Source organism: Erwinia sp. INIA01 (assembly GCF_025947915.1).
Lineage (GTDB): Bacteria > Pseudomonadota > Gammaproteobacteria > Enterobacterales > Enterobacteriaceae > Erwinia > Erwinia coffeiphila.
Map to the genome: position 1 here is coordinate 71,074 of NZ_JAPDNC010000013.1, position 24,120 is coordinate 95,193.

At 52.8% G+C, this 24,120-nt stretch carries 22 protein-coding genes and 2 tRNA genes; 18 read left to right on the forward strand and 6 right to left on the reverse strand.

The window, feature by feature from the left end; translation table 11 throughout:
* Positions 1 to 9: 9 nt before the first annotated feature.
* The 4 genes from OMR58_RS21065 to dacB all read right to left on the reverse strand — a co-directional run bounded on the left by OMR58_RS21065 (position 10) and on the right by dacB (position 4,598).
* Positions 10 to 1,185 carry an isochorismate synthase gene (locus OMR58_RS21065; RefSeq protein ID WP_200561923.1) on the reverse strand — a complete coding sequence of 392 codons (1,176 nt, stop codon included), beginning with the start codon at positions 1,183 to 1,185 and terminating at the stop codon, positions 10 to 12.
* 258 nt (positions 1,186 to 1,443) lie between these two features.
* A complete protein-coding gene (gene pmrB, locus OMR58_RS21070) occupies positions 1,444 to 2,502 on the reverse strand; it encodes a two-component system sensor histidine kinase PmrB (protein ID WP_200561925.1) in 1,059 nt (352 codons plus the stop codon).
* The gene (gene pmrA, locus OMR58_RS21075) at positions 2,499 to 3,161 is read right to left on the reverse strand and encodes a two-component system response regulator PmrA (protein WP_200561927.1); all 663 of its coding nucleotides are present in this window, start codon (positions 3,159 to 3,161) and stop codon (positions 2,499 to 2,501) included. Before pmrA ends, pmrB begins: the two co-directional genes overlap by 4 nt.
* Positions 3,162 to 3,164: 3 nt before the next feature.
* Positions 3,165 to 4,598: a serine-type D-Ala-D-Ala carboxypeptidase gene (gene dacB / locus OMR58_RS21080; RefSeq protein WP_105592940.1), complete on the reverse strand. Its 1,434-nt coding sequence runs from the start codon at positions 4,596 to 4,598 to the stop codon at positions 3,165 to 3,167.
* A gap of 250 nt (positions 4,599 to 4,848) precedes the next feature.
* Between dacB and greA the strand changes: the two genes are divergently transcribed.
* Positions 4,849 to 5,331 (forward strand): transcription elongation factor GreA, encoded by a 483-nt coding sequence (greA, locus tag OMR58_RS21085; RefSeq protein ID WP_200561929.1) that lies wholly within the window; start codon positions 4,849 to 4,851, stop codon positions 5,329 to 5,331.
* A 143-nt stretch (positions 5,332 to 5,474) separates the two neighbouring features.
* Here the strand turns inward: greA and yhbY are convergent, their stop codons facing one another.
* Positions 5,475 to 5,768 (reverse strand): ribosome assembly RNA-binding protein YhbY, encoded by a 294-nt coding sequence (gene yhbY / locus OMR58_RS21090; RefSeq protein WP_105592942.1) that lies wholly within the window; start codon positions 5,766 to 5,768, stop codon positions 5,475 to 5,477.
* A 127-nt stretch (positions 5,769 to 5,895) separates the two neighbouring features.
* Here yhbY and rlmE point away from each other — a divergent pair, with 127 nt between their 5' ends.
* The 4 genes from rlmE (at position 5,896) to glmM (ending at position 10,829) form a co-directional block, all read left to right on the forward strand.
* Positions 5,896 to 6,525 (forward strand): 23S rRNA (uridine(2552)-2'-O)-methyltransferase RlmE, encoded by a 630-nt coding sequence (gene rlmE, locus OMR58_RS21095; RefSeq protein ID WP_264546849.1) that lies wholly within the window; start codon positions 5,896 to 5,898, stop codon positions 6,523 to 6,525.
* A 113-nt stretch (positions 6,526 to 6,638) separates the two neighbouring features.
* On the forward strand, positions 6,639 to 8,537 hold the full coding sequence (gene ftsH / locus OMR58_RS21100) for an ATP-dependent zinc metalloprotease FtsH (protein ID WP_105592945.1): 1,899 nt from the start codon (positions 6,639 to 6,641) through the stop codon (positions 8,535 to 8,537).
* Positions 8,538 to 8,653: 116 nt separating this feature from the next.
* On the forward strand, positions 8,654 to 9,490 hold the full coding sequence (folP, locus tag OMR58_RS21105) for a dihydropteroate synthase (protein ID WP_200561931.1): 837 nt from the start codon (positions 8,654 to 8,656) through the stop codon (positions 9,488 to 9,490).
* A gap of 4 nt (positions 9,491 to 9,494) precedes the next feature.
* Positions 9,495 to 10,829, forward strand: a complete 1,335-nt coding sequence (glmM, locus tag OMR58_RS21110; protein WP_264546850.1) for a phosphoglucosamine mutase — start codon at positions 9,495 to 9,497, stop codon at positions 10,827 to 10,829.
* 20 nt (positions 10,830 to 10,849) lie between these two features.
* On the opposite strand, the gene OMR58_RS21115 is transcribed toward glmM, so the two are convergent.
* Positions 10,850 to 11,053 carry a hypothetical protein gene (locus OMR58_RS21115; RefSeq protein WP_200546558.1) on the reverse strand — a complete coding sequence of 68 codons (204 nt, stop codon included), beginning with the start codon at positions 11,051 to 11,053 and terminating at the stop codon, positions 10,850 to 10,852.
* Positions 11,054 to 11,142: 89 nt separating this feature from the next.
* On the opposite strand from OMR58_RS21115, the gene secG reads away from it, so the two are divergent.
* The 13 genes from secG (at position 11,143) to OMR58_RS21175 (ending at position 24,096) form a co-directional block, all read left to right on the forward strand.
* Entirely contained in the window at positions 11,143 to 11,475 is a 333-nt protein-coding gene (gene secG, locus OMR58_RS21120) for a preprotein translocase subunit SecG (protein WP_105592949.1), read from the forward strand.
* A gap of 51 nt (positions 11,476 to 11,526) precedes the next feature.
* Positions 11,527 to 11,613: transfer RNA gene (locus tag OMR58_RS21125), tRNA-Leu, on the forward strand.
* Between the two features lie 48 nt (positions 11,614 to 11,661).
* Positions 11,662 to 11,738, forward strand: a tRNA-Met gene (locus OMR58_RS21130).
* Positions 11,739 to 11,951: 213 nt separating this feature from the next.
* Positions 11,952 to 12,404 (forward strand): ribosome maturation factor RimP, encoded by a 453-nt coding sequence (rimP, locus tag OMR58_RS21135; protein ID WP_146114134.1) that lies wholly within the window; start codon positions 11,952 to 11,954, stop codon positions 12,402 to 12,404.
* Between the two features lie 24 nt (positions 12,405 to 12,428).
* Positions 12,429 to 13,934 carry a transcription termination factor NusA gene (gene nusA, locus OMR58_RS21140; RefSeq protein ID WP_105592950.1) on the forward strand — a complete coding sequence of 502 codons (1,506 nt, stop codon included), beginning with the start codon at positions 12,429 to 12,431 and terminating at the stop codon, positions 13,932 to 13,934.
* 24 nt (positions 13,935 to 13,958) lie between these two features.
* The gene (infB, locus tag OMR58_RS21145) at positions 13,959 to 16,652 is read left to right on the forward strand and encodes a translation initiation factor IF-2 (RefSeq protein ID WP_105592951.1); all 2,694 of its coding nucleotides are present in this window, start codon (positions 13,959 to 13,961) and stop codon (positions 16,650 to 16,652) included.
* 124 nt (positions 16,653 to 16,776) lie between these two features.
* Positions 16,777 to 17,190 carry a 30S ribosome-binding factor RbfA gene (rbfA, locus tag OMR58_RS21150; protein ID WP_200546561.1) on the forward strand — a complete coding sequence of 138 codons (414 nt, stop codon included), beginning with the start codon at positions 16,777 to 16,779 and terminating at the stop codon, positions 17,188 to 17,190.
* Positions 17,190 to 18,134, forward strand: coding sequence for a tRNA pseudouridine(55) synthase TruB (gene truB / locus OMR58_RS21155; RefSeq protein ID WP_200561933.1), 945 nt, complete (start codon positions 17,190 to 17,192; stop codon positions 18,132 to 18,134). Before rbfA ends, truB begins: the two co-directional genes overlap by 1 nt.
* A 165-nt stretch (positions 18,135 to 18,299) precedes the next feature.
* Positions 18,300 to 18,569, forward strand: a complete 270-nt coding sequence (gene rpsO / locus OMR58_RS21160) for a 30S ribosomal protein S15 (RefSeq protein ID WP_105592954.1) — start codon at positions 18,300 to 18,302, stop codon at positions 18,567 to 18,569.
* A gap of 301 nt (positions 18,570 to 18,870) precedes the next feature.
* Positions 18,871 to 21,000 carry a polyribonucleotide nucleotidyltransferase gene (gene pnp / locus OMR58_RS21165; protein WP_264546851.1) on the forward strand — a complete coding sequence of 710 codons (2,130 nt, stop codon included), beginning with the start codon at positions 18,871 to 18,873 and terminating at the stop codon, positions 20,998 to 21,000.
* 121 nt (positions 21,001 to 21,121) lie between these two features.
* Entirely contained in the window at positions 21,122 to 22,006 is an 885-nt protein-coding gene (gene nlpI / locus OMR58_RS21170) for a lipoprotein NlpI (protein WP_105592956.1), read from the forward strand.
* Positions 22,007 to 22,115: 109 nt separating this feature from the next.
* Complete coding sequence (gene yrbN / locus OMR58_RS26075; protein WP_370348261.1) at positions 22,116 to 22,190, forward strand: protein YrbN; 75 nt, start codon at positions 22,116 to 22,118, stop codon at positions 22,188 to 22,190.
* A complete protein-coding gene (locus tag OMR58_RS21175) occupies positions 22,183 to 24,096 on the forward strand; it encodes a DEAD/DEAH family ATP-dependent RNA helicase (RefSeq protein ID WP_105592958.1) in 1,914 nt (637 codons plus the stop codon). Before yrbN ends, OMR58_RS21175 begins: the two co-directional genes overlap by 8 nt.
* Positions 24,097 to 24,120 lie beyond the last annotated feature (24 nt).

Below are 24,120 nucleotides of genomic sequence, written 5' to 3' on the forward strand. Positions count from 1 at the left end.
GATTTACCTTTAATTGAGGCCAAATGCACGCAGCATGGTATTCAGTTTGACGCCGGTCTCACGCCATTCGGATTCAGGCGTTGAGTCAGGAACAATTCCCGCCCCGGCAAACAGACGAACCCGGTTTCCGGCAACTTTTCCGCAGCGGATAGTGACCACCCACTCGCCGTTGCCATGCTCATCGCACCAGCCGACAATGCCGCCGAATAAATCGCGCTCGAAGGGTTCAAGTTTGGCAATCATCTGCATCGCGCTGGCATGAGGATATCCGCTCAGCGCCGGAGTTGGATGCAGCAGGCAGGCCAGCGAAAGCGCGTTTTCCGCCGCATGACTGACTTCACCCTCTATCGGGGTGCCGAGATGCCAAAGCGTGCCGGTGGTCAGCAGCTCCGGTTCCGCAGGGATGGCGAGGCGCTTGCTGCGCGATTGCAGCACATGACGCAGAGCATCGATCACCAGCTGATGTTCATAGCGGTCTTTTTGCGACTTCATCAGTTGCTGACCGGCCGCGCGATCCCGTTCGCGATCGCTGTCCCGCTTTGCCGAGCCCGCCAGCGGGTGGGTGTAGTAGCGGCGATCGTGCATGCGCAGCAGCAGTTCCGGGCTGGCTCCCAGCAGCGACCCGCCTTGCGCAAGCGGTACGTGAAAATTGTAGCTAGTGGGGTTCTGCGCGATGAGCTGTTGCATCAGGCCAGCAACGTCGACAGGTTTTTCCGTGACGATGTCCATCAGGCGCGAGAGCACGACCTTATCCAACTGCGAGGAAGCCGTGGCCGCAATAGCTTCGCTGACCATTCGCATAAATTCAGGCTGCTCAGGCAGTGCAGTACGCCGCAGAATGTCGTTATGTGATGAGCCGTGTGTCTGTACCTGCCGCTGAAAGCTGCTGCGGTCAAAAAAGTGGCTGGTTTCAGGGATAAACAGAGCTGAAGGCTGGCGGACATCAAAAGGGATTGCCCCCACAACGACCGGATGACGTATTCCCTGCCGTTTTGCTTCTGACAGATGATGCCGGATATCGTGTTGAAAACGACCCGTCAGCATTTCACCTTCATATGCCGGCGTATTGATAGTGGTAAAGCAACCTTTCGCTGCGAGACTGCGCCAGGGAGACATAAAGAAAAAGCCACTGGCGGCAGCATCTGCGGCAAATTGCAGCGTGCTTTCTGAGGTTAACAATTCCATTCTACGTCCTTATTTAAATGATAAACTAAGTAAGAATTATTATCATTTGCTTTCAGGGCCAGTAAGCTACGTTGAATGCTTCGAAGTGTCAATAAAGGTAAATTGATTTATTAGGCTCGTACTCGTGAGGGAATAATCGCTTTTTACACTATTTTTAGCGGTTTTTCGTTGATCTGACAGGGTAATTGCAGGTGATCGACTTTTAACGGGTTAGCGTTGCTAATTAAAATTCCAGAATGTTCTGTAAGAATTGCTGGCTCAGTTGAGCTGCTGCGGGAACCTGCATCGGGCATCAAGCCCGCTACGATCGGTGCGATTGGTCAGGCTTAGCTGGCCGTGGTGGAGTTGCACTATGCGCTGAACGATATTCAGACCCAGGCCGCTGCCGCCAAACCGCTGATCCATTCGGCGGAACGCTTTCACCACTTCCTGAACCTCGCTGGCATCAATGCCAGGGCCTTCATCACGCACGGTCACTATGCTACCGTTTTCGCTGGATGTGACTATCAACGTGATAATGCTGCCCTGCGGGCTGTAGCGCGAAGCGTTCTCCAACAGATTACGTAGCATCAGGCGCAACAGTACGGCATCACCCTGCACGCGGCTGCCGTCGCTGGTATCGTCAACAACAAGTCGTTGCTGGTTAAGCGCCAGCATCTCTTCCATCTCCTGACGCAGTGGCTGAATCACTTCTTTCCAGCTCAAAGTCTGGTAGTGACCACTTACCATCATTTGTCCGGCTCGCGACAGCATCAGCAACTGCTCGATAACATGCATCAGCTGATCGACCCGTGCGACCAGCATCGTACCCAACGGGTTGCCGTCCTGCTCCAACAGCTCCAGGTGCAGCCGCAGGCCAGCCAGCGGGGTACGTAATTCATGGGCCGCATCTGCCGTAAACAGCCGTTCCTGCTGCAGTGTATGGTCCAGGCGCGCCAGTAGCTGATTCAGTGCGCCGGTAACCGCCACAATTTCATCCATATCCGAATGCAGCGGCAGGGGGGTCAGGTTGTCCGCAGAGCGTGAGGCCAGGCTGCTTTGTAGCGAGCGCAGAGGTCGAATTATCCAGCTGATTGCCCAGAAGGAGAGCAGAAGGGTAAAGCACACCATCACCAGGGACGGCAGCAGCAGCGAGGCAATGGCTTCGCGGATCTCATTTTCGACATGCTCATTGCGGGCATGATTAGTTAGCGTTTCATTTACCAGAAAACTGATTTGCTCCCGGCTTTCATGCCACAGCCAAAAAGCACTCATCAGCTGACAGCTCAGCAGAATTAGCGCCAGCATAATCAATAAACGCCGACGCATGCTGTTCATTCGCGCTCTTCCAAACGATAACCGACGCCGCGAACGGTTTTGATGCGATCTTTGCCAAGTTTGCGTCGAAGATTATGGATATGTACTTCAAGTGTGTTCGAACTGGTGTCATCCTGCCAGCTGTAGAGATCCTGCTGTAGCGTTTCGCGATGAACCGTCTGGCCCAGGCGCATCAGCAGGCGAGTCAACAGGGCGAACTCCTTTGGCGTGACTTCAACGGGGAGATTTTCGACGGCCACCTGCTGGGATGTGAGATTTAGCGTGATGTCGCCGCGCTCCAGCAGATTATCGCTGTGGCCCTGATAGCGGCGAATCAGCGCCCGAACGCGGGCTTTAAGTTCAGCCAGTGCAAATGGCTTCACCAGATAGTCATCAGCACCGGCATCCAGCCCTTCAACCCGATCTTCCAGCGCGTCACGTGCCGTCAGGATCAGCACCGGCAAATCGTTCTGTTCTTTACGCCACTGGCGCAACAGTTCAGTACCGTCACGATCGGGCAAACCGAGATCCAGCACGATCAGGCTGTACTGGCTGCTGCGCAGGAATACGACCGCCTGGGTCGCATTTGCCGCGCAGTCCACAGCGTAACCTTCTCCGGTCATTGCCAGAGTCAGGCCTTTTTGTAGCAGTTCATCGTCCTCAACAATTAATATTTTCAATGATTAATTATTCCGGTAAACGTCCTTATACAGACGACTTTCAAAGCGAACCAACGGGATGCGGCGCTGGCGTTGATCTTCCGGCGGCACGGCATAACCGGAGAGGAACTGTACAAAGGCCACCCGTTGCCCGCTGGCGGTGGTCATAAATCCGGCCAGGTTATACACACCCTGCAATGAACCGGTTTTGGCGGAGACTTTGCCGTCAACGCCCGCTTCATGCAGCCCGCCGCGATAGCGCAGCGTGCCATCATAACCGGCCAGCGGCAGCATCGAGATGATATTGAGCTGCTGATCGTTCTGTGCGATATATTGCAGTACCTGCATCATGGTAGCAGGAGAAATCAGATCGTGGCGGGATAGCCCGGAGCCGTCTACCTGAATACTATTGCCCAGATCGATATTGGCTTTCTGACGCAGGATTTGGCGCACTGCATCCGAGCCAGCGCGCCAGGTACCCGGTACGTTAAAGCGTTCATGACCAATCGTACGGAATACGGTATCCGCAATCATGTTATCTGACTTTTTCAGCATAATTTTCAGCAGGTCGCGAAGCGGCGCCGACTGAGTTTGTGCCAGAACGGTTCCAGGTTGGGTGACCTGAGTCTGGCGTATCAGATGGCCACTGTAATCAATACCCGCGTTTTGCAGTTCAGATTTCAGGATCGCTCCGGCATAGCTGGCGCCATCCTGGATAGCGAAAGCCAGCGGCAATGGCTCAGAACGCTGGGTAAGGCAGCCGGTTAGCGTAAAGCGATTCAGTTCACCCGGAACGACATCCAGTTCACAATACTGCGCGTCTGCCGATCCTCTGGCCAGCGTTCTGACTTCGCTGAACATATTGACTGGATACCAGGAGGCCACGCGAATAAAGGCTTTTTCCCCCGGGGTCGGAGCGCTGTAGAGTGAAACCGAGAAGCAGTTACGGTCTACGATTGCAGCACCTGGCGGTGCGCTGAAGCACTGGGTCATATCGTTCCACGGCCAGCCGGGGGCCTTATCGTGGCTGGCAAAAACCGAGGTATCAATAACCAGATTGCCGGCAATATGTTCCACGCCCTGTTTTTTCAGGTTCGTGACCATATTACGGAGATCCTGGCGCGTTAACGTTGGGTCACCGCCGAAACGGGCAACCAGATCGCCGCGCAGCGTATTGCCGCTAATGCTACCCTTGCTTTCCAACTGAGTGTTGAAGCGGTAATCAGGGCCCAGTTGCAACATAGCAGCCAGCGCGGTAATCACCTTCATTGTGCTGGCAGGTAGTGCCATCTGCTGGCTGTGATAGTCAATAGAGGGTGTTGTTGCCCCAATTTTTTGCACTACGAGCGCCAGGTTTGCGCCGTCGGGAAGGTACTGGGTGTAGTCTTCGACGGGGGCTGCCTGCGCCTGCAGCATAAAAGCGCAGCTAAGGCCGGTAACAATTCGTGAAAATCGCATAATCTCGCGGTAACTGACAGGTGATGCTGTCATACTACGGTGCATTGCGGTGGAAAGTAAACGATGACCCCCAGGGAACTCTGGGGTAAAATACGTATCAAATTGAAAAATAGATCCTGACCTGGAGTTTACTCCGGGTCAGGTTTCTTTTGTTTTAAATCAGTAGAAAGCGGCGCAGAACGCCTTTTTCTGCATACCATCCGTCAGGACGACGACACTTTGAACAGGAAAGATTTTAAGAGGTATTGAGATGAATCAGATTCCGATGACGTTAAAAGGCGCAGAGAAACTGCGCGAAGAGCTGGAAGAGCTCAAAACGGTAAAACGCCCCAGGATTATTGCCTCAATTGCTGAAGCGCGGGAGCACGGTGACCTGAAGGAAAATGCGGAATATCATGCTGCTCGCGAAGAGCAGGGATTCTGCGAGGGCCGTATCCAGGAAATTGAATCAAAGCTTTCTAATGCCCAGGTGATTGATGTCACAAAAATGGCTGGCAACGCTAACGGCCGGGTGATTTTTGGTGCCACCGTTACCGTGTTAAATGTGGATAGTGATGAAGAGTCTACCTATCGTATTGTGGGTGATGACGAAGCTAACTTTAAGCAAAATCTTATCTCGATCAATTCACCGATGGCGCGTGGCCTGGTAGGTAAGGTAATTGATGATGTTGCTATCATCAAAACGCCGGGCGGCGACGTGGAATATGAAGTGTTAAACGTCCAGTATCTCTGATATTGACTATCCTCATTATGGATGAGGGTTTTGTAAAGATAAGAAAAAGGCCGCACTGCGGCCTTTTATCGGAATGAGGAGCGTGGCACTTTCTCCTGACCTGAGTTTGTTCGGAAAGGCCGGTCAGCTGACCAGCCCCCCCCTCAGCGCGGAATGGAGATCTTGCGTTCCTTCGTTGGACGGTACAGCACCAGCGTCTTGCCGATTACCTGCACATTAACTGCACCGGTTTCGCGCACGATAGCTTCAACCACCAGGGTTTTCGTCTCACGGTCTTCCGTGGCGATTTTCACCTTGATGAGTTCATGGTGCTCCAGTGCATGTTCGATCTCGGCCAGCACTCCCTCGGTCAAGCCGTTGTTGCCCAGCATGACTACTGGCTTCAGCGGATGGGCCAGACCTTTCAGGTGCTGTTTTTGTTTGGTACTCAGATTCATCGTATTTTTTACTTACATTGGGATTGAAAACGGGTCATTCTACCGCCATCTCGAGTGTATCACCAAATCGGCTTCGCTGATTTGTGCGGTTATTTATCGCGAACAATGAATCATAGTTGGAAATTGTATGACTGGTAAAAAGCGTTCGGCCAGTTCCAGCCGCTGGCTACAGGAACACTTTAGCGATAAATATGTGCTTCAGGCGCAGAAAAAAGGGTTGCGTTCGCGCGCCTGGTTTAAACTGGATGAAATACAGCAGGGTGACAAACTTTTCAAACCCGGTATGACCGTGGTTGACCTCGGTGCGGCTCCGGGCGGTTGGTCACAGTATGTGGTAACGCAGATTGGGTCAAAAGGTCGTGTTATTGCCTGTGATATCCTACCGATGGACCCCATTGTTGGCGTCGACTTTCTTCAGGGCGATTTTCGTGACGAAAGCGTACTGAAAACTCTGATGGAACGTGTGGGTGAGACTAAAGTTCAGGTTGTGATGTCGGATATGGCACCCAACATGACGGGTACGCCTGCTGTTGATATTCCCCGGTCGATGTATTTATGTGAGCTTGCCCTGGATATGTGTCGTGACGTATTGGCACCCGGTGGCAGCTTTTTAGTAAAGGTGTTTCAGGGAGATGGTTTTGAAGAATACCTGCGGGAAATTCGCTCCCTGTTTACGAAAGTAAAAATTCGTAAGCCGGACGCTTCACGTTCTCGTTCGCGTGAAGTGTATATTGTAGCGACAGGGCGCAAACTGTAACCATCATCGCCGGATTAGCCGCAGTTTTGCAGCGATTCCAAGTGTGAAGGATATGTAGTACCCTACGCTGTCTGTTAACACAGTTGTAATAAGAGGTTAATCCCTTGAGTGACATGGCGAAAAACCTAATTCTCTGGTTAGTCATCGCAGTTGTGCTGATGTCTGTATTCCAGAGCTTTGGGCCCAGCGAGTCGAATGGCCGTAGGGTTGATTACTCAACCTTCCTGTCTGAAGTGAACCAGGATCAGGTCCGCGAGGCACGTATTAACGGGCGTGAAATTAACGTAACCAAAAAAGATAGTAATCGCTACACGACCTACATTCCCGTCAACGATCCCAAGTTACTCGATAACCTGTTGACTAAAAATGTGAAAGTAGTCGGTGAACCACCGGAAGAGCCAAGCCTGTTGGCTTCGATCTTTATCTCATGGTTCCCAATGCTGTTACTGATTGGTGTCTGGATCTTCTTTATGCGGCAGATGCAGGGCGGAGGCGGCAAGGGCGCGATGTCCTTCGGCAAAAGCAAAGCCCGCATGCTGACAGAAGATCAGATTAAAACCACCTTTGCTGACGTTGCAGGCTGCGACGAAGCGAAAGAGGAAGTGGGCGAGCTGGTTGAATACCTGCGCGAGCCTAGCCGTTTCCAGAAGCTGGGCGGTAAAATTCCGAAAGGCGTACTGATGGTCGGTCCTCCGGGTACCGGTAAAACCCTGCTGGCGAAAGCGATTGCAGGCGAAGCTAAAGTGCCTTTCTTCACCATCTCTGGCTCTGACTTTGTTGAAATGTTCGTTGGTGTGGGTGCATCCCGCGTACGCGATATGTTTGAACAAGCTAAGAAAGCCGCGCCGTGCATTATCTTCATCGATGAAATCGATGCGGTAGGTCGTCAGCGCGGTGCAGGTCTGGGCGGTGGTCATGATGAGCGTGAACAGACGCTGAACCAGATGCTGGTTGAGATGGATGGCTTTGAAGGTAACGAAGGCATCATTGTTATTGCCGCCACCAACCGTCCCGATGTGCTTGACCCCGCACTGCTGCGTCCGGGTCGTTTCGACCGTCAGGTTGTCGTCGGTTTACCGGATGTGCGTGGTCGTGAGCAGATCATGAAAGTGCACATGCGCCGTGTACCGTTGGCACCAGATATCGATGCGGCAATCATTGCCCGTGGTACCCCTGGCTTCTCCGGTGCAGATCTGGCTAACCTTGTTAACGAAGCGGCGCTGTTTGCTGCCCGCGGTAACAAGCGTGTGGTGTCGATGGTTGAATTCGAAAAAGCGAAAGACAAAATCATGATGGGTGCAGAACGTCGCTCCATGGTGATGACTGAAGCGCAGAAAGAATCAACCGCTTACCATGAAGCAGGTCACGCCATTGTGGGTACGCTGGTTCCTGGTTATGACCCGGTGCACAAAGTCACCATCATTCCTCGTGGCAGAGCGCTGGGCGTAGCCTTCTTCCTGCCGGAAGGGGACGAGATCAGTGCCAATCGTCAGAAGCTGGAAAGCCGAATTTCCGTGGCCTACGGTGGACGTCTGGCGGAAGAGATTATCTACGGGCCGGACTACGTTTCTACCGGCGCGTCGTCTGATATCAAAATGGCGACCAGCGTTGCGCGTAACATGGTTACTCAGTGGGGCTTCTCAGAAAAGCTGGGCCCATTGCTTTATGCTGAAGAGGAAGGTGAAGTATTCCTCGGCCGTTCAGTGGCTAAGGCTAAGCATATGTCCGACGAAACGGCACGTATCATCGATCAGGAAGTGAAAAAACTGATTGATACCAACTATGCTCGTGCTCGCCGCATTCTGGACGAAAATATGGACATTCTTCATGCGATGAAAGATGCGCTGATGAAGTATGAAACCATTGATGCACCTCAGATCAGCGATCTGATGGCGCGTCGTGAGGTTCGTCCGCCAGCGGGTTGGGAAGGGCCAGTTAATATTGAGAAAACAGCAGCGCCTCAGGCATCTCGCCCGAACGACGACATGCCAGGTTCAGATAAAATCGTGTGATAGCGGTGTGGCGGAAACCTGATGGAGTCCGCCAGATTGCAGTCAATATGCTGTTATAATGCAAACCCCGGCTATGGTCGGGGTTTTTTTATATCTACTATTGGAGACTGTTTGTTATGAAGCTGTACGCCAGAGATACCGTACTCGACCTCTCACATCCGCATGTGATGGGTATCCTGAACGTCACTCCCGATTCGTTTTCAGATGGCGGAAAGCATAACGAACTGATCCATGCTCTGACCCACGCTAACGAGATGATTAACGCCGGTGCCACGATTATTGATGTCGGCGGAGAGTCGACCCGTCCCGGCGCCAAAGACGTCAGCGTGGAAGAGGAGCTGGAGCGCGTTATTCCTGTGGTAGAGGCGATTGCACAGCGTTTTGAGGTGTGGATATCGGTGGATACCTCTAAACCCGAGGTCATCCGCGAATCTGCCCGCGCGGGCGCGCACATTATCAATGATATTCGTTCACTACAGGAACCGGGAGCGCTTGAAGCCGCCGCTGAAACCGGGCTGCCGGTATGCCTGATGCATATGCAGGGCGAACCGAAAACCATGCAGCAGTCACCGCACTATCAGAACATTCTGCGCGATGTTGATGACTTTTTCGTTCAGCATATTGCCCGATGCGAAGCGGCAGGGATAAAAAAATCACAGCTGCTGCTCGACCCGGGTTTTGGTTTCGGTAAGAATCTTTCCCATAATTATCAACTTCTGGCGCACCTGGCCGACTATCATCACTTTGGCCTGCCGCTATTAGTCGGCATGTCACGTAAAAGTATGATTGGCCAGCTGCTGAACGTGGGTCCCGGGCAGCGTTTAACCGGCAGCATCGCCTGTGCGGTGATTGCTGCTATGCAGGGGGCTCATATTTTGCGCGTACACGATGTAAAAGAAACCGTAGAGGCGATGCGCGTCGTCGAAGCGACACAGTCAGCGAAGGAAGAATAACGTTATGAGCAACCGCAAGTATTTTGGTACCGATGGCATTCGTGGCAAAGTGGGTGAATATCCCATCACTCCTGATTTTGTGCTGAAACTTGGCTGGGCTGCCGGAAAGGTGCTGGCACGCCACGGTTCGAAGAAAATTATCATCGGGAAAGATACGCGTATCTCTGGCTATATGCTGGAATCTGCGCTGGAAGCGGGTCTGGCCGCAGCCGGATTGTCAGCCGCGTTTACCGGGCCAATGCCTACGCCTGCGGTGGCCTACCTGACACGCGCATTCCGTGCCGAAGCGGGTATTGTTATCTCTGCCTCTCATAATCCGTTCGATGATAACGGCATTAAGTTCTTTTCCACCGAGGGCACCAAGCTGCCGGATGAAGTGGAAGAAGCGATTGAAGCCGAGATGGAAAAGCCGATTACCTGCGTTGAATCTATCGAACTGGGACGCGCCAGCCGTATTGTTGATGCCGCCGGGCGCTACATCGAGTTTTGCAAAGGAACCTTCCCGAGCGAGTTAAGCCTTAACGGATTAAAAATCGTGGTGGATTGCGCGAACGGCGCGACGTATCACATTGCGCCTAATGTGCTGCGTGAACTGGGTGCAGACGTCATCTCGATTGGCGTGCAGCCTGACGGGATGAACATTAATAAAGAGTGCGGTGCAACCGATCTGCGCCTGTTACAGGAGCGTGTACTGGCTGAGAAAGCCGGTCTGGGACTGGCCTACGACGGTGATGGCGACCGTATCATGATGGTTGATCATCTTGGGCAGAAGGTTGATGGCGATCAGATCCTCTATATCATCGCCCGTGAGGGCTTACGCCAGGGGCAACTGCGCGGTGGTGTTGTCGGTACGCTGATGAGCAATATGGGCCTGGAGCTGGCGCTTAAACAGCTTGGTATCCCGTTTGCCCGGGCGAAAGTGGGTGACCGATACGTACTGGAAAAGCTGAAGGAAAAAGGCTGGCGTCTTGGCGCTGAGAATTCAGGCCACGTAATCCTGCTTGATAAGACGACCACCGGCGACGGTGTGGTTGCAGGTTTGCAAGTACTAACTGCGATGGTCCGCAATCATATGACTTTGCACGATCTGTGTAGTGGAATGAAGCTGCTGCCACAGATTCTGGTTAACGTGCGCTTCAGTGGCGAAAACGATCCGCTGGAAGATGCACAGGTTAAAGCGGTAACCAGTGAAGTGGAAGCTGAGCTGAAAGGGCGTGGTCGTGTGCTGCTGCGTAAATCCGGCACCGAACCGTTGATCCGTGTAATGGTGGAAGGTGAGGACGAAGCTCAGGTTACCGCACTTGCCCACCGTATTGCCGATGCGGTGAAAGCCGTATAATCCGGAGCGGGGCCGGACATTCACTTCGGCCCCTGTTTCAGGTCTTGTTCTATCGTACAAAACGGCGTTCTTTTTGTTTTTTGTCTGGTCGTTTTTTTGTGAAAAATCATTGATGAATAGCGTGTTTTTTCTCCATAAATTGGTCTTTTGCCGCTTTTTTCTGCAATCAGTGTGATGTTGTAAAATTGCCCTTGCACGGAAGAGCGCCTTTGGTTAGTATTCACACCCGCTTCTGATGGGTAGTGGTTCACTATCGATTTAACTGGTTTGAAGCTTTTAATGCACATCTAACGTGCAAGGAAGAAGGTTGATTATGTACGAAGCTCTTTTAGTAGTTTTCCTTATTGTGGCAATCGGCCTTGTTGGTCTGATCATGCTGCAGCAAGGTAAAGGCGCTGATATGGGAGCATCATTTGGTGCAGGCGCTTCTGGTACACTGTTTGGTTCTAACGGTTCAGGTAACTTCATGACCCGTATGACTGCAGTGCTGGCAACCCTGTTCTTCATTATCAGCTTGATCCTGGGTAACCTTAATAGCAACAAAACCCAGAAAGGAAGCGAGTGGGAAAATCTGACTCAGCCAGCACAGTCTCAGCAGACTGCGCCAGCTAAACCGGCAGCGCCGGGCAGTGATATCCCGCAGTAAGACCTGAGTTACATTTCGACGCGATAGAAATAAAAAAATCGCAACTTTAGTGCCGTGGTGGTGGAATTGGTAGACACGCTACCTTGAGGTGGTAGTGCCCGCATGGGCTTACGGGTTCAAGTCCCGTCCTCGGTACCAAATCTCAGTTTTGCTTGCAATTTGTGCAAGTTTTGCGTAGTATTCGGACGCGGGGTGGAGCAGCCTGGTAGCTCGTCGGGCTCATAACCCGAAGGTCGTCGGTTCAAATCCGGCCCCCGCAACCACTTTCCCTTAGAGTTCTTTTTCAAATATACTGTATGCACAGAACGGCGCGTTTACAGCGAATTTTGAAAAAAATTCTTTTGGATTGTGCCGAGCCGCATCTATTGCGGTATACAGGGTCCAGTCGCATAAAGCCCCGAATTTTCGGGGTTTTTTGTTATCAGGAAACAGTAACACTGGGCTATAGGCCCTTTTTTTATGTCTTGGGGGTGGGATTGTCCACATTAGAGCAAAAATTAACAGAGCTGATTTCAGCACCGGTAGAAGCGCTTGGCTACGAACTGGTAGGTATTGAGTTTGTACGCGGTCGCACATCCACCCTGCGCATCTATATTGATAGTGAAGATGGCATCAATGTTGATGATTGCGCTGATGTGAGCCACCAGGTTAGCGCGGTGATGGACGTTGAAGATCCGATTACCGTGCCATACAACCTTGAAGTCTCTTCACCTGGTCTTGACCGTCCAATGTTTACCGCAGATCATTACGTACGTTTTACTGGTGAAGAAGTCAGCCTGGTTCTGCGTATGGCGGTACAGAACCGCCGCAAATGGCAGGGCATCATTAAATCTGTCGAAGGTGAAATGATTACCGTTGCCGTTGAGGGTAACGACGAAGTGTTCGCACTGAGCAACATCCAGAAGGCGAACCTGGTTCCCCACTTTTAAAAGTCCGGATTGAGGCATACCAGGATGAACAAAGAAATCTTAGCTGTTGTAGAAGCGGTCTCTAATGAGAAATCCCTCCCGCGCGAGAAGATTTTCGAAGCGCTGGAGAGCGCGCTGGCTACAGCCACCAAGAAAAAATACGAGCAGGAAATTGACGTTCGCGTCACCATCGATCGTAAAAGCGGCGATTTCGACACTTTCCGTCGTTGGCTGATCGTTAACGAAGTGACGCAGCCGACCCGTGAAATCACGCTGGAAGCAGCACGTTACGAAGATGAATCGCTGGATCTCGGTGATTTCGTTGAAGATCAGATCGAATCCGTGACCTTTGACCGTATCACCACTCAGACCGCCAAGCAGGTTATCGTTCAGAAAGTCCGTGAAGCAGAACGAGCAATGGTCGTGGATCAGTTCCGCGAGCAGGAAGGCGAGATCATCACCGGTGTAGTTAAGAAAGTTAACCGCGACAACATCTCCCTGGAAGTTCGGCCTACCGATGGTTCTAACACCAATGCCGAAGCCGTCATCATTCGTGAAGATATGCTGCCGCGTGAAAACTTCCGTCCGGGTGACCGCATTCGTGGTGTTCTGTATGCCGTGCGTCCAGAAGCCCGCGGTGCGCAACTGTTCGTCAGCCGTTCCAAGCCGGAAATGCTGATTGAATTGTTCCGTATTGAAGTGCCGGAAATTGCTGAAGAAGTTCTTGAAATTAAAGCCGCTGCGCGCGATCCAGGCTCCCGTGCCAAAATCGCTGTGAAAACTAACGATAAGCGCATCGACCCGGTCGGTGCCTGCGTTGGTATGCGCGGTGCGCGTGTTCAGGCGGTATCCAGCGAGCTGGGTGGCGAACGTATTGATATCGTACTGTGGGATGATAATCCGGCGCAGTTCGTGATCAACGCGATGGCTCCAGCGGATGTCGCTTCTATCGTGGTTGATGAAGATAATCACACCATGGATATTGCCGTTGAAGCCGGAAACCTGGCTCAGGCAATTGGCCGTAATGGCCAGAACGTGCGTCTGGCTTCACAGCTGAGTGGCTGGGAGCTGAACGTGATGACGGTCGACGACCTGCAAGCTAAGCATCAGGCCGAAGCGCATGCTGCCATTGACGTCTTTACTAAACACCTCGATATCGATGAAGACTTCGCTACCGTACTGGTAGAAGAAGGCTTCTCTTCTCTGGAAGAGCTGGCTTATGTGCCGATCAACGAGCTGTTGGAGATCGACGGCCTGGATGAAGAGACAGTAGAAGCGTTGCGCGACCGAGCTAAAAACGCGTTAACCACCCTGGCTTTGGCGAAAGAAGAGAGCCTGGGCGATGCCCAACCTGCGGAAGATTTACTGGGCCTGGAAGGTCTGGAACGTGAGCTGGCCTTCAAGCTAGCCGCGAAAGGCGTTCGTACGCTGGAAGATCTTGCCGAGCAGGGTGTTGACGACCTGTCAGATATTGATGGCCTGACCGATGAGCGGGCCGGTGAGCTGATTATGGCTGCACGTAATATTTGCTGGTTCGGCGACGACGCGTAATAAACTGTAGCAGGAAGGAACAGTATGACGACAGATGTAACCGTAAAATCACTGGCAGCAGAGATTCAGACACCGGTTGAACGCCTGGTACAGCAATTTGCTGATGCAGGGATCCAAAAGTCTGAAACAGACTCTGTTACCCAGCAAGAAAAAGAAACTTTACTTACCCATCTGAATCGCGAACATGGCGGTGGATCTGGTAAGCTAACTCTGCAGCGTAAAACACGCAGCACATTGAATATCCCAGGCACCGGGGGTAAAAGTAAATCGGTGCAAATTGAAGTCCGCAAAAAACGCACCTATGTAAAAGGCGATCCGGCTGAAGCTGAACAGGCTGAAGCAGAAGCGCAGGCACAGCGTGAAGCGGAAGAACTGGCTCGTCGCGAGGCTGAAGAAAAAGCCCAGCGCGAAGCTCAAGAGAAAGCGAAGCGTGAAGCCGAGGAGCAGGCCAAGCGTGAGGCAGCTGATAAAGCCAAACGTGAAGCAGCGGAAAGAGATAAAGTGAGCAATCAACATACCGATGAAATGACCCGGGCTTCACAGTCCGACAAAGCCCGCCGTGAAGCTGAATCAGCTGAACTGAAGCGTAAAGCCGAGGAAGAAGCGCGTCGCAAGATCGAAGAAGATGCGAAGCGTGTAGCTGAAGAAGCGCGTAAAATGGCGGAAGAAAAGGGTGAAGAGTGGGCATCAGTCAAAGAGGAAGAAGACACCTCTGACTACCACGTCACCACATCCACTCACGCGCGTGCTGCAGAAGACGAGAGCGATGCACAGGTTGAAGGTGACCGTCGTACTCGTGCGGCAGCACGTCCAGCTAAAGCCCCGGTTCGTAAAAAGGGCAACAAACACGCTGAAGCCAAAACCGACCGTGAAGAAGCGCGTGCGCAGGTTCGCGGCGGCAAAGGTGGCAAGCGTAAGCCAAGCTCGCTGCAGCAGGGCTTTAATAAGCCAGCTCAGGTAGTAAACCGTGATGTGGTGATTGGTGAAACCATTACCGTAGCGGAACTGGCTAACAAGATGGCAGTGAAAGGCTCCCAGGTCATCAAAGTGATGATGAAGATGGGTGCTATGGCGACCATCAACCAGGTCATCGACCAGGAAACTGCCCAACTGGTTGCGGAAGAAATGGGTCACAAAGTGACACTGCGCCGCGAAAACGAGCTGGAAGAAGCGGTAATGAGCGACCGTGACACCGATGCCGTGCTGGAATCCCGTGCGCCGGTCGTGACCATCATGGGCCACGTTGACCACGGTAAAACCTCACTGCTGGACTATATCCGCTCCACGAAAGTCGCCTCTGGCGAAGCGGGCGGCATTACCCAGCACATCGGTGCATACCACGTTGAAACTGACAACGGTATGGTGACCTTCCTTGATACCCCGGGCCACGCCGCGTTTACCGCAATGCGTGCTCGTGGTGCTCAGGCTACCGATATCGTTATCCTGGTTGTTGCTGCTGATGATGGCGTGATGCCACAGACTATCGAAGCAATCCAGCACGCCAAAGCGGCGAAAGTGCCGGTTGTTGTTGCGGTGAACAAGTGCGATAAGCCAGAAGCCGATCCGGATCGCGTTAAGAACGAGCTGACTCAGTACGGAATTATTCCGGAAGAGTGGGGCGGTGAAAACATGTTCGTCAACGTATCTGCGAAAGCCGGTACCGGTATTGACGACCTGTTGAACGCTATCCTGCTGCAGGCTGAAGTTCTCGAACTGACCGCCGTGCGTCAGGGTATGGCGAGCGGTGTGGTTATCGAATCCTTCCTGGATAAAGGTCGTGGTCCGGTTGCTACCGTGCTGGTGCGTGAAGGTACGCTGAACAAAGGCGATATCGTACTGTGCGGTTTCGAGTACGGTCGTGTTCGTGCGATGCGTGATGAGCTGGGTCGTGAAGTTCTGACCGCTGGCCCATCTATCCCTGTTGAGATCCTCGGTCTGTCCGGTGTTCCTGCTGCGGGTGATGAAGCAACGGTTGTTCGTGACGAGAAGAAAGCGCGTGAAGTTGCGCTGTATCGTCAGGGCAAATTCCGTGAAGTTAAACTGGCACGTCAGCAGAAATCTAAGCTGGAAAACATGTTTGCGAACATGACCGAAGGCGAAGTATCTGAACTGAACATCGTACTGAAAGCCGACGTACAGGGTTCTGTAGAAGCCATTGCTGACTCACTGATGAAACTTTCTACCGATGAAGTGAAAGTGAAAATCGTTGGTTCCGGCGTAGGTGGTATCACCGAAACCGACGCCACCCTGGCTGCCGCATCTAACGCTATCCTGGTTGGCTTCAACGTCCGTGCCGATGCCTCTGCTCGCCGCGTGATTGATTCTGAAAGCCTGGATCTGCGTTACTACTCCGTGATCTATAATCTGATCGACGAAGTGAAAGCAGCGATGAGCGGCATGCTGGCACCAGAATACAAGCAGCAGATCATTGGTCTTGCAGCGGTGCGTGACGTGTTCAAATCACCGAAATTTGGTGCTATCGCGGGCTGTATGGTCACCGAAGGTAACATCAAGCGTCACAACCCAATCCGTGTACTGCGTGACAACGTGGTTATCTATGAAGGCGAGCTGGAATCCCTGCGCCGCTTCAAAGATGACGTTAACGAAGTTCGTAACGGCATGGAATGTGGTATCGGCGTGAAGAACTACAACGATGTTCGCGTTGGCGATATGATCGAAGTATTCGAAATTATCGAAATTCAGCGTACCATCGATTAATCGACTGGCAGATATCCGGTAGATTTCGCGTTGCAGCAGGGCAGTTAACGCAGCGGCGATGTGAAGATTGCAGGATATTATTTGGGAGGCTTCTGGCCTCCCAAATTATTTGGAGAGATAAATTATGGCGAAAGAATTTGGTCGCCCGCAGCGCGTTTCTCAGGAGCTGCAAAAAGAGATCGCTATCATTCTGCAGCGCGAGATTAAAGATCCGCGTCTGGGTATGATGGTCACCGTTTCTGGCGTTGATGTGTCCCGCGATCTGGCCTACGCGAAAGTGTTCGTCACGTTCCTCAACGACAAAGACGAAGCGGCAATTAAAGCCGGCCTGCGTGCACTGGGTGATGCATCGGGTTACATCCGTACGTTACTGGGTAAAGCAATGCGTCTGCGCATTGTGCCGGAGCTGACCTTCTTCTATGACAACTCTCTTGTTGAAGGGATGCGCATGTCTAACCTGGTGACCAACGTAGTGAAAAAAGACGTTGAGCGCCGTGGTCCGACAGAAGATGAGCAGGAAGAAGGTAAAGAAGATTAATGAGCCGTCCTCGCCGTCGCGGTCGCGATATCCACGGGGTGCTGTTGCTGGATAAGCCGCAGGGCTTATCCTCTAACGATGCTCTGCAAAAAGTGAAACGCCTCTACAATGCTAATCGAGCGGGCCATACCGGCGCGCTGGACCCTTTGGCGACGGGCATGTTGCCTATCTGCCTTGGGGAAGCCACCAAGTTTTCTCAGTACCTGCTGGATTCAGACAAGCGTTATCGTGTGATTGCGCGGCTGGGGCAGCGTACCGACACGTCAGATGCAGATGGTGTGGTAGTCAGTGAGCGCCCGGTAACCTTTACTGCGGAAGCGCTGATGGAAGCGATGGAAAGCTTTCGCGGTGAAACGCAGCAAATCCCGTCGATGTATTCTGCGCTTAAGTATCAGGGCCGTAAGCTGTATGAATATGCCCGCGAGGGGATAGAAGTTCCTCGTGAGTCTCGCAGCATCAATGTCTACGAGCTGCTGTTCATTCGCCATGAGGGGAATGAGCTGGAGTTGGAAATTCACGTTTCCAAAGGCACCTATATTCGTACCATTATTGACGATCTTGGCGAGAAACTGGGCTGTGGCGCGCACGTTACCTATCTGCGTCGTTTACAGGTCGCCACTTATCCGATTGCTAAAATGGTGACGCTGGAACAGCTGAATGCACTGGCGGAAGAAGCGCATCGAAGCGAACAGCCGCCTGCGGTTCTGCTTGATGCTTTACTGATGCCGATGGACAGCCCGGCAGCAGAATACCCGGTGGTGAATCTGCTGAGTGAAGTGGCCGCCTGGTTTAAACAGGGTATGCCGGTTCGGGTAGCAGGTGCACCAAGTGCAGGTCTGGTGCGCGTGACCGAAGGCGACGAACACAAATTCATCGGCATGGCCGAAATTGCCGATGATGGGCGAGTGGCTCCACGCCGTCTGGTTGTGGAACATTTCGACTAATTTACTCTGTTTCGTTCGGTCGGCAGACCTTGCTTCTGCTGACGAAAAGATAACGGGTAAATTTGCGCTTGCGCATTGCGCGGAGTAGAATGGCGCGGCTTTACACTGGGTTGCTGAATTAGAGATCGGCGCCTGTACATTTACCTTATAATTTGGAGTTGTCTCATGTCTCTAAGTGTTGAAACTAAAGCGCAGATCGTTGCTGATTTCGGTCGTGGTACTAACGACAGCGGTTCTACTGAAGTGCAGGTTGCTCTGCTGACTGCGCAGATTAACCATCTGCAGGGTCACTTCTCTGAACACAAGAAAGACCACCACAGCCGTCGCGGTCTGCTGCGTATGGTTTCTCAGCGTCGTAAACTGCTGGACTACCTGAAGCGTAAAGACGTTTCTCGTTACACCAGCCTGATCGAGCGTCTGGGTCTGCGTCGCTAAGTCTTAAGGCTGTTCTGCCCGTTTTCAGAGCGATCTGATAACAAAATGGCAAACGTACAGCCTGGAACGAGTTTCGCTGGAAAGGGGCCTTTATGGCCCCTTTTTTCAAGCAATCGGCAGCAATTCCGGGCAAACTATTGTATTGTTGCTGAGTGTGATCTTCAGTTGCAGAGGTTCGCGCGGCTAATGAGAGGCTTTATCCCATTGGGGATTAGGGTTGTCATTAGTCGCGAGGATGCAAAGTGAAGATTAGTAATCCACGGTGGGATTAAACCCTGCCCAGATGTTTAAGGAACTAATTTTGCTGAACCCGATCGTAAAAAAATTCCAGTATGGTCAGCATACCGTCACCATTGAGACCGGTATGATGGCTCGCCAGGCAACGGCTGCCGTAATGGTAAGCATGGACGACACCGCTGTGTTCGTTACCGTTGTCGGCCAGAAAAAATCCAAACCAGGCCAGGACTTCTTCCCGCTGACAGTAAACTATCAGGAGCGTACTTACGCTGCTGGTCGTATCCCGGGTAGCTTCTTCCGTCGTGAAGGCCGTCCAAGCGAAGGCGAAACTCTGATTTCTCGCCTGATTGACCGCCCGATTCGTCCTCTGTTCCCTGAAGGCTTCGTTAACGAAGTGCAGGTTATTGCTACCGTGGTTTCCGTTAACCCACAGGTTAACCCGGACATCGTCGCAATGATCGGTGCTTCAGCGGCGCTGGCGCTGTCTGGCCTGCCGTTCAATGGTCCTATCGGTGCCGCTCGCGTCGGTTACCTCAACGACCAGTACGTGCTGAACCCAACCTGCGATGAGCTGAAAGAGAGCAAGCTGGACCTGGTTGTTGCCGGTACTCAGGGCGCGGTACTGATGGTTGAATCAGAAGCTGAGCTGCTGAGCGAAGACCAGATGCTGGGCGCGGTCGTATTTGGCCACGATCAGCAGCAGGTTGTTATCAATAACATCAATGAACTGGTTGCTGAAGCCGGTAAACCTCGCTGGGACTGGCAGCCAGAGCCTGTAAACGAAGCGTTACACGCACGTATTGCTGCCCTGGCTGAAGCGCGTCTGAGCGATGCTTACCGCATCACCGAAAAACAGGAGCGTTATGCCCAGGTTGACGTGATCAAATCTGAAGCGACTGCTGCGCTGCTGGCTGAAGACGAGAGCCTGGATGCTGGCGAAATCAGCGACATCCTGCACGCGCTGGAAAAAGACGTCGTTCGTAGCCGCATCCTGCGCGGTGAGCCACGTATTGATGGCCGTGAAAAAGACATGATCCGTGGTCTGGACGTGCGTACCGGCGTTCTGCCACGTACCCACGGTTCCGCACTGTTCACCCGTGGTGAAACTCAGGCGCTGGTTACCGCGACTCTGGGTACTGCACGTGATGCACAGAACCTGGACGAGCTGATGGGCGAACGTACCGACAGCTTCCTGTTCCACTACAACTTCCCTCCGTACTCTGTTGGTGAAACCGGTATGGTGGGTTCACCGAAGCGTCGCGAGATTGGTCACGGTCGTCTGGCGAAACGTGGCGTGCTGGCCGTTATGCCTAAAGGCGATGCGTTCCCGTACACCGTGCGTGTTGTGTCTGAGATCACTGAATCAAACGGCTCTTCTTCAATGGCTTCCGTTTGTGGTGCTTCTCTGGCGCTGATGGACGCAGGCGTGCCTATCAAAGCCGCCGTTGCGGGTATCGCAATGGGCCTGGTGAAAGACGAAAACAACTTCGTGGTTCTGTCTGACATTCTGGGTGACGAAGACCACCTGGGCGATATGGACTTCAAAGTTGCCGGTAGCCGTGAAGGTATCACCGCGCTGCAGATGGACATCAAAATCGAAGGCATCACCCGCGAGATCATGCAGGTTGCTCTGAACCAGGCTAAAGGTGCGCGTCTGCACATCCTGAGCGTGATGGAACAGGCTATCAGCACCCCGCGCGGCGATATCTCTCAGTTCGCACCGCGTATCCACACCATTAAGATCAGCGTTGATAAGATCAAAGACGTGATCGGTAAAGGTGGTTCTGTTATCCGTGCGCTGACCGAAGAAACCGGTACGACCATCGAAATCGAAGATGATGGTACGGTTAAGATTGCTGCAACCGACGGCGAAAAAGCGAAATTCGCAATTCGTCGTATTGAAGAAATCACCGCAGAGATCGAAGTTGGTCGCATCTACAACGGTAAAGTGACGCGTATCGTCGACTTCGGTGCCTTCGTGGCTATCGGCGGCGGTAAAGAAGGTCTGGTACACATTTCTCAGATCGCTGACAAGCGCGTTGAGAAAGTGACCGACTATCTGCAGATGGGTCAGGAAGTACCGGTCAAGGTACTGGAAGTTGACCGTCAGGGTCGCGTGCGTCTGAGCATCAAAGAAGCCAGCGAACAGGCTCAGCCTGAAGCTGCAGCTCCTGCGGCACCAGAAGCAGAATAAAGCACCACCATTGAGCTCTCCGTCGTATGGCGGAGAGCTGTTTCATCGCAGGGTTGGACCCCTGTATGCGGCAGGCGGATGACAGGATGATCATCCCAATGTTTGTTTGTGGGAGTGGGAAATGAAGCCATTTTTGCGCTGGTGTTTCGTTGCGACAGCTTTAACGCTGGCAGGATGCAGCAACACCAATTGGCGTGAGAACGAAATTTTGGCAGTTCCGCTGCAGCCTACGCTGCAACAGGAAGTCATTCTTGCTCGCATGGAACAAATTCTTGCCAGTCGGTCATTGACCGATGATGAACGCGCACAGCTGTTATATGAGCGCGGAGTGTTGTATGATAGTTTAGGTTTGAGAGCACTGGCGCGGAATGACTTTTCTCAGGCGCTATCTATCAGACCGGATATGCCCGAAGTATTCAACTACTTAGGCATATATTTAACGCAGGCAGGCAACTTTGATGCTGCCTATGAAGCGTTTGATTCTGTACTTGAGCTTGATCCAACTTACAATTATGCGCACTTAAATCGCGGTATCGCCCTTTACTACGGCGGAAGATTTAAATTAGCGCAAGATGATCTGCAGGCGTTTTATCAAGACGATCCTAACGATCCCTTCCGCAGCCTGTGGCTGTATCTCACTGAACGTGAGATCGACGCAGAACAGGCCAAAGTATCGCTGAAGCAGCGTTACGACAAAGCGGTAAAGGACCAATGGGGATGGAATATTGTCGAGTTCTACCTGGGCGACATCAGCGAAAAAACGCTGACGGAGCGCCTCCAGGCGGACGCAACGGATAACACTTCGCTCGCTGAACATCTCAGTGAAACCAACTTCTATTTAGGTAAGTACTACCTAAGTCTGGGGGAGAAGGACAACGCAGAAGCGTTGTTCAAGCTGACGGTCGCTAACAACGTTCATAACTTCGTTGAGCACCGATATGCATTGTTGGAGCTGGCGCTACTCGGCCAGACACAAGACGATTTATCAGAATCCGACCAGCAATAGCTGACGAACTTTTATTGCCTGAACTTTGAAAAGTCATCATCTTCGCGGATGAGGGCATTTTTGTTTGTCGAAACCACTAATTTGAGCCGGTTCACACTTTTTGATGAAAATGACTGAAAATTTTCACGACGAGTTATGTAGACTGGCCGCCGAAATCTACGAGGCACGTGTACTACATGACTGATATTCAAACCACTTTTTCTGACCTTGGCCTGAACGCTGATATCCTTGAAGCACTGAACGGTATGGGCTACGTGAAGCCTTCCCCAATCCAGGCTGAGTGTATTCCTCACCTGCTGGCGGGCCGTGACGTTCTGGGTATGGCACAGACCGGGAGTGGTAAAACTGCGGCATTCTCCCTGCCGCTGCTGAACAACATTGACCCAACTGTTAAAGCACCACAGATTCTGGTGCTGGCACCGACCCGCGAACTGGCGGTTCAGGTTGCCGAAGCCGTAACCGAATTCTCTAAACACATGCGTGGTCTTAACGTTGTGGCCCTGTACGGCGGCCAGCGTTATGACGTGCAGTTGCGTGCTCTGCGCCAGGGACCTCAGGTTGTTGTTGGTACTCCAGGCCGTCTGCTGGACCACCTGAAGCGTGGCACTCTGGACCTGTCTAACCTGCGTGGTCTGGTACTGGACGAAGCAGATGAAATGCTGCGTATGGGCTTCATCGAAGACGTTGAAACCATCATGGCGCAGATCCCAGACGGTCATCAGACCGCGCTGTTCTCTGCAACCATGCCGGAAGCCATTCGCCGTATCACTAAGCGTTTCATGAAAGATCCACAGGAAGTGCGCATTCAGTCAAGCCTGACTACGCGTCCTGACATCAGCCAGAGCTACTGGACTGCCTATGGCCGTAAAACTGATGCACTCACTCGCTTCCTGGAAGCGGAAGACTTCGACGCTGCAATCATCTTCGTGCGTACCAAAAACGCAACGCTGGAAGTGGCTGAAGCGCTGGAGCGCAGCGGTTACAACAGTGCAGCGCTGAACGGTGACATGAATCAGGCTCTGCGTGAGCAGACTCTGGAGCGTCTGAAAGATGGCCGTCTGGACATTCTGATTGCGACCGACGTTGCGGCTCGTGGCCTGGACGTTGAGCGTATCAGCCTGGTGGTTAACTACGACATCCCTATGGATGCCGAGTCTTACGTCCACCGTATCGGTCGTACCGGCCGTGCTGGCCGTGCTGGTCGTGCACTGCTGTTCGTTGAGAACCGCGAGCGTCGTCTGCTGCGTAACATCGAACGCACCATGAAGCTGACCATCCCTGAAGTGGATCTGCCTAACGCAGAACTGCTGGGTGAACGTCGTCTGGCTAAGTTCGCAGCAAAAGTACAGCAGCAGCTGGAAAGCAGCGATCTGGATCAGTACCGCGCACTGCTGGCTAAACTGCAGCCTGCTGAAGAGCTGGACATCGAAACTCTGGCCGCAGCCCTGCTGAAAATGGCCCAGGGCGAACGTCCTCTGATCGTTCCTGCTGATGCTCCACAGCGCCCACGTCGTGAATTCCGTGAGCGTGACGATCGTCGCGGTGACCGTCCAGAGCGTGGTCCACGTGAAGCACGCGGTGAGCGCGACGGTGACCGTCCGCGTCGTGAGCGTCGTGATGTTGGTGATATGGAAGTGTACCGTATTGAAGTTGGCCGTGATGATGGTGTTGAAGTTCGTCATATCGTTGGCGCGATCGCTAACGAAGGCGATATCAGCAGCCGTTACATCGGTAACATCAAGCTGTTCGGTACTCACTCTACTATCGAACTGCCAAAAGGCATGCCGGGCGAAGTGCTTCAGCACTTTACTCGTACGCGTATTCTGAACAAACCAATGAATATGCAGTTGATTGGCGATGCACAGCCACGCAGCGATCGCGGCGGTGAGCGTCGTCCGGGCGGCCCAGGCCGTGGTGGTTTCGGCGGTGGCGAGCGTCGTGAAGGCGGTCGTGGTGGTGAAGGCGGTCGTCGCTTCAGCAACGAGCGCAGCGGTGAACGTCGCCCGGGCGGCTTCAACCGTGACGGTGGCAACCGTGGTCCACGTCGTGAAGAAGGCGGCAGCGCGCCAGCCCGTCGTCGTGATGCATAATCACTGATGCCAAATAAAAAACCA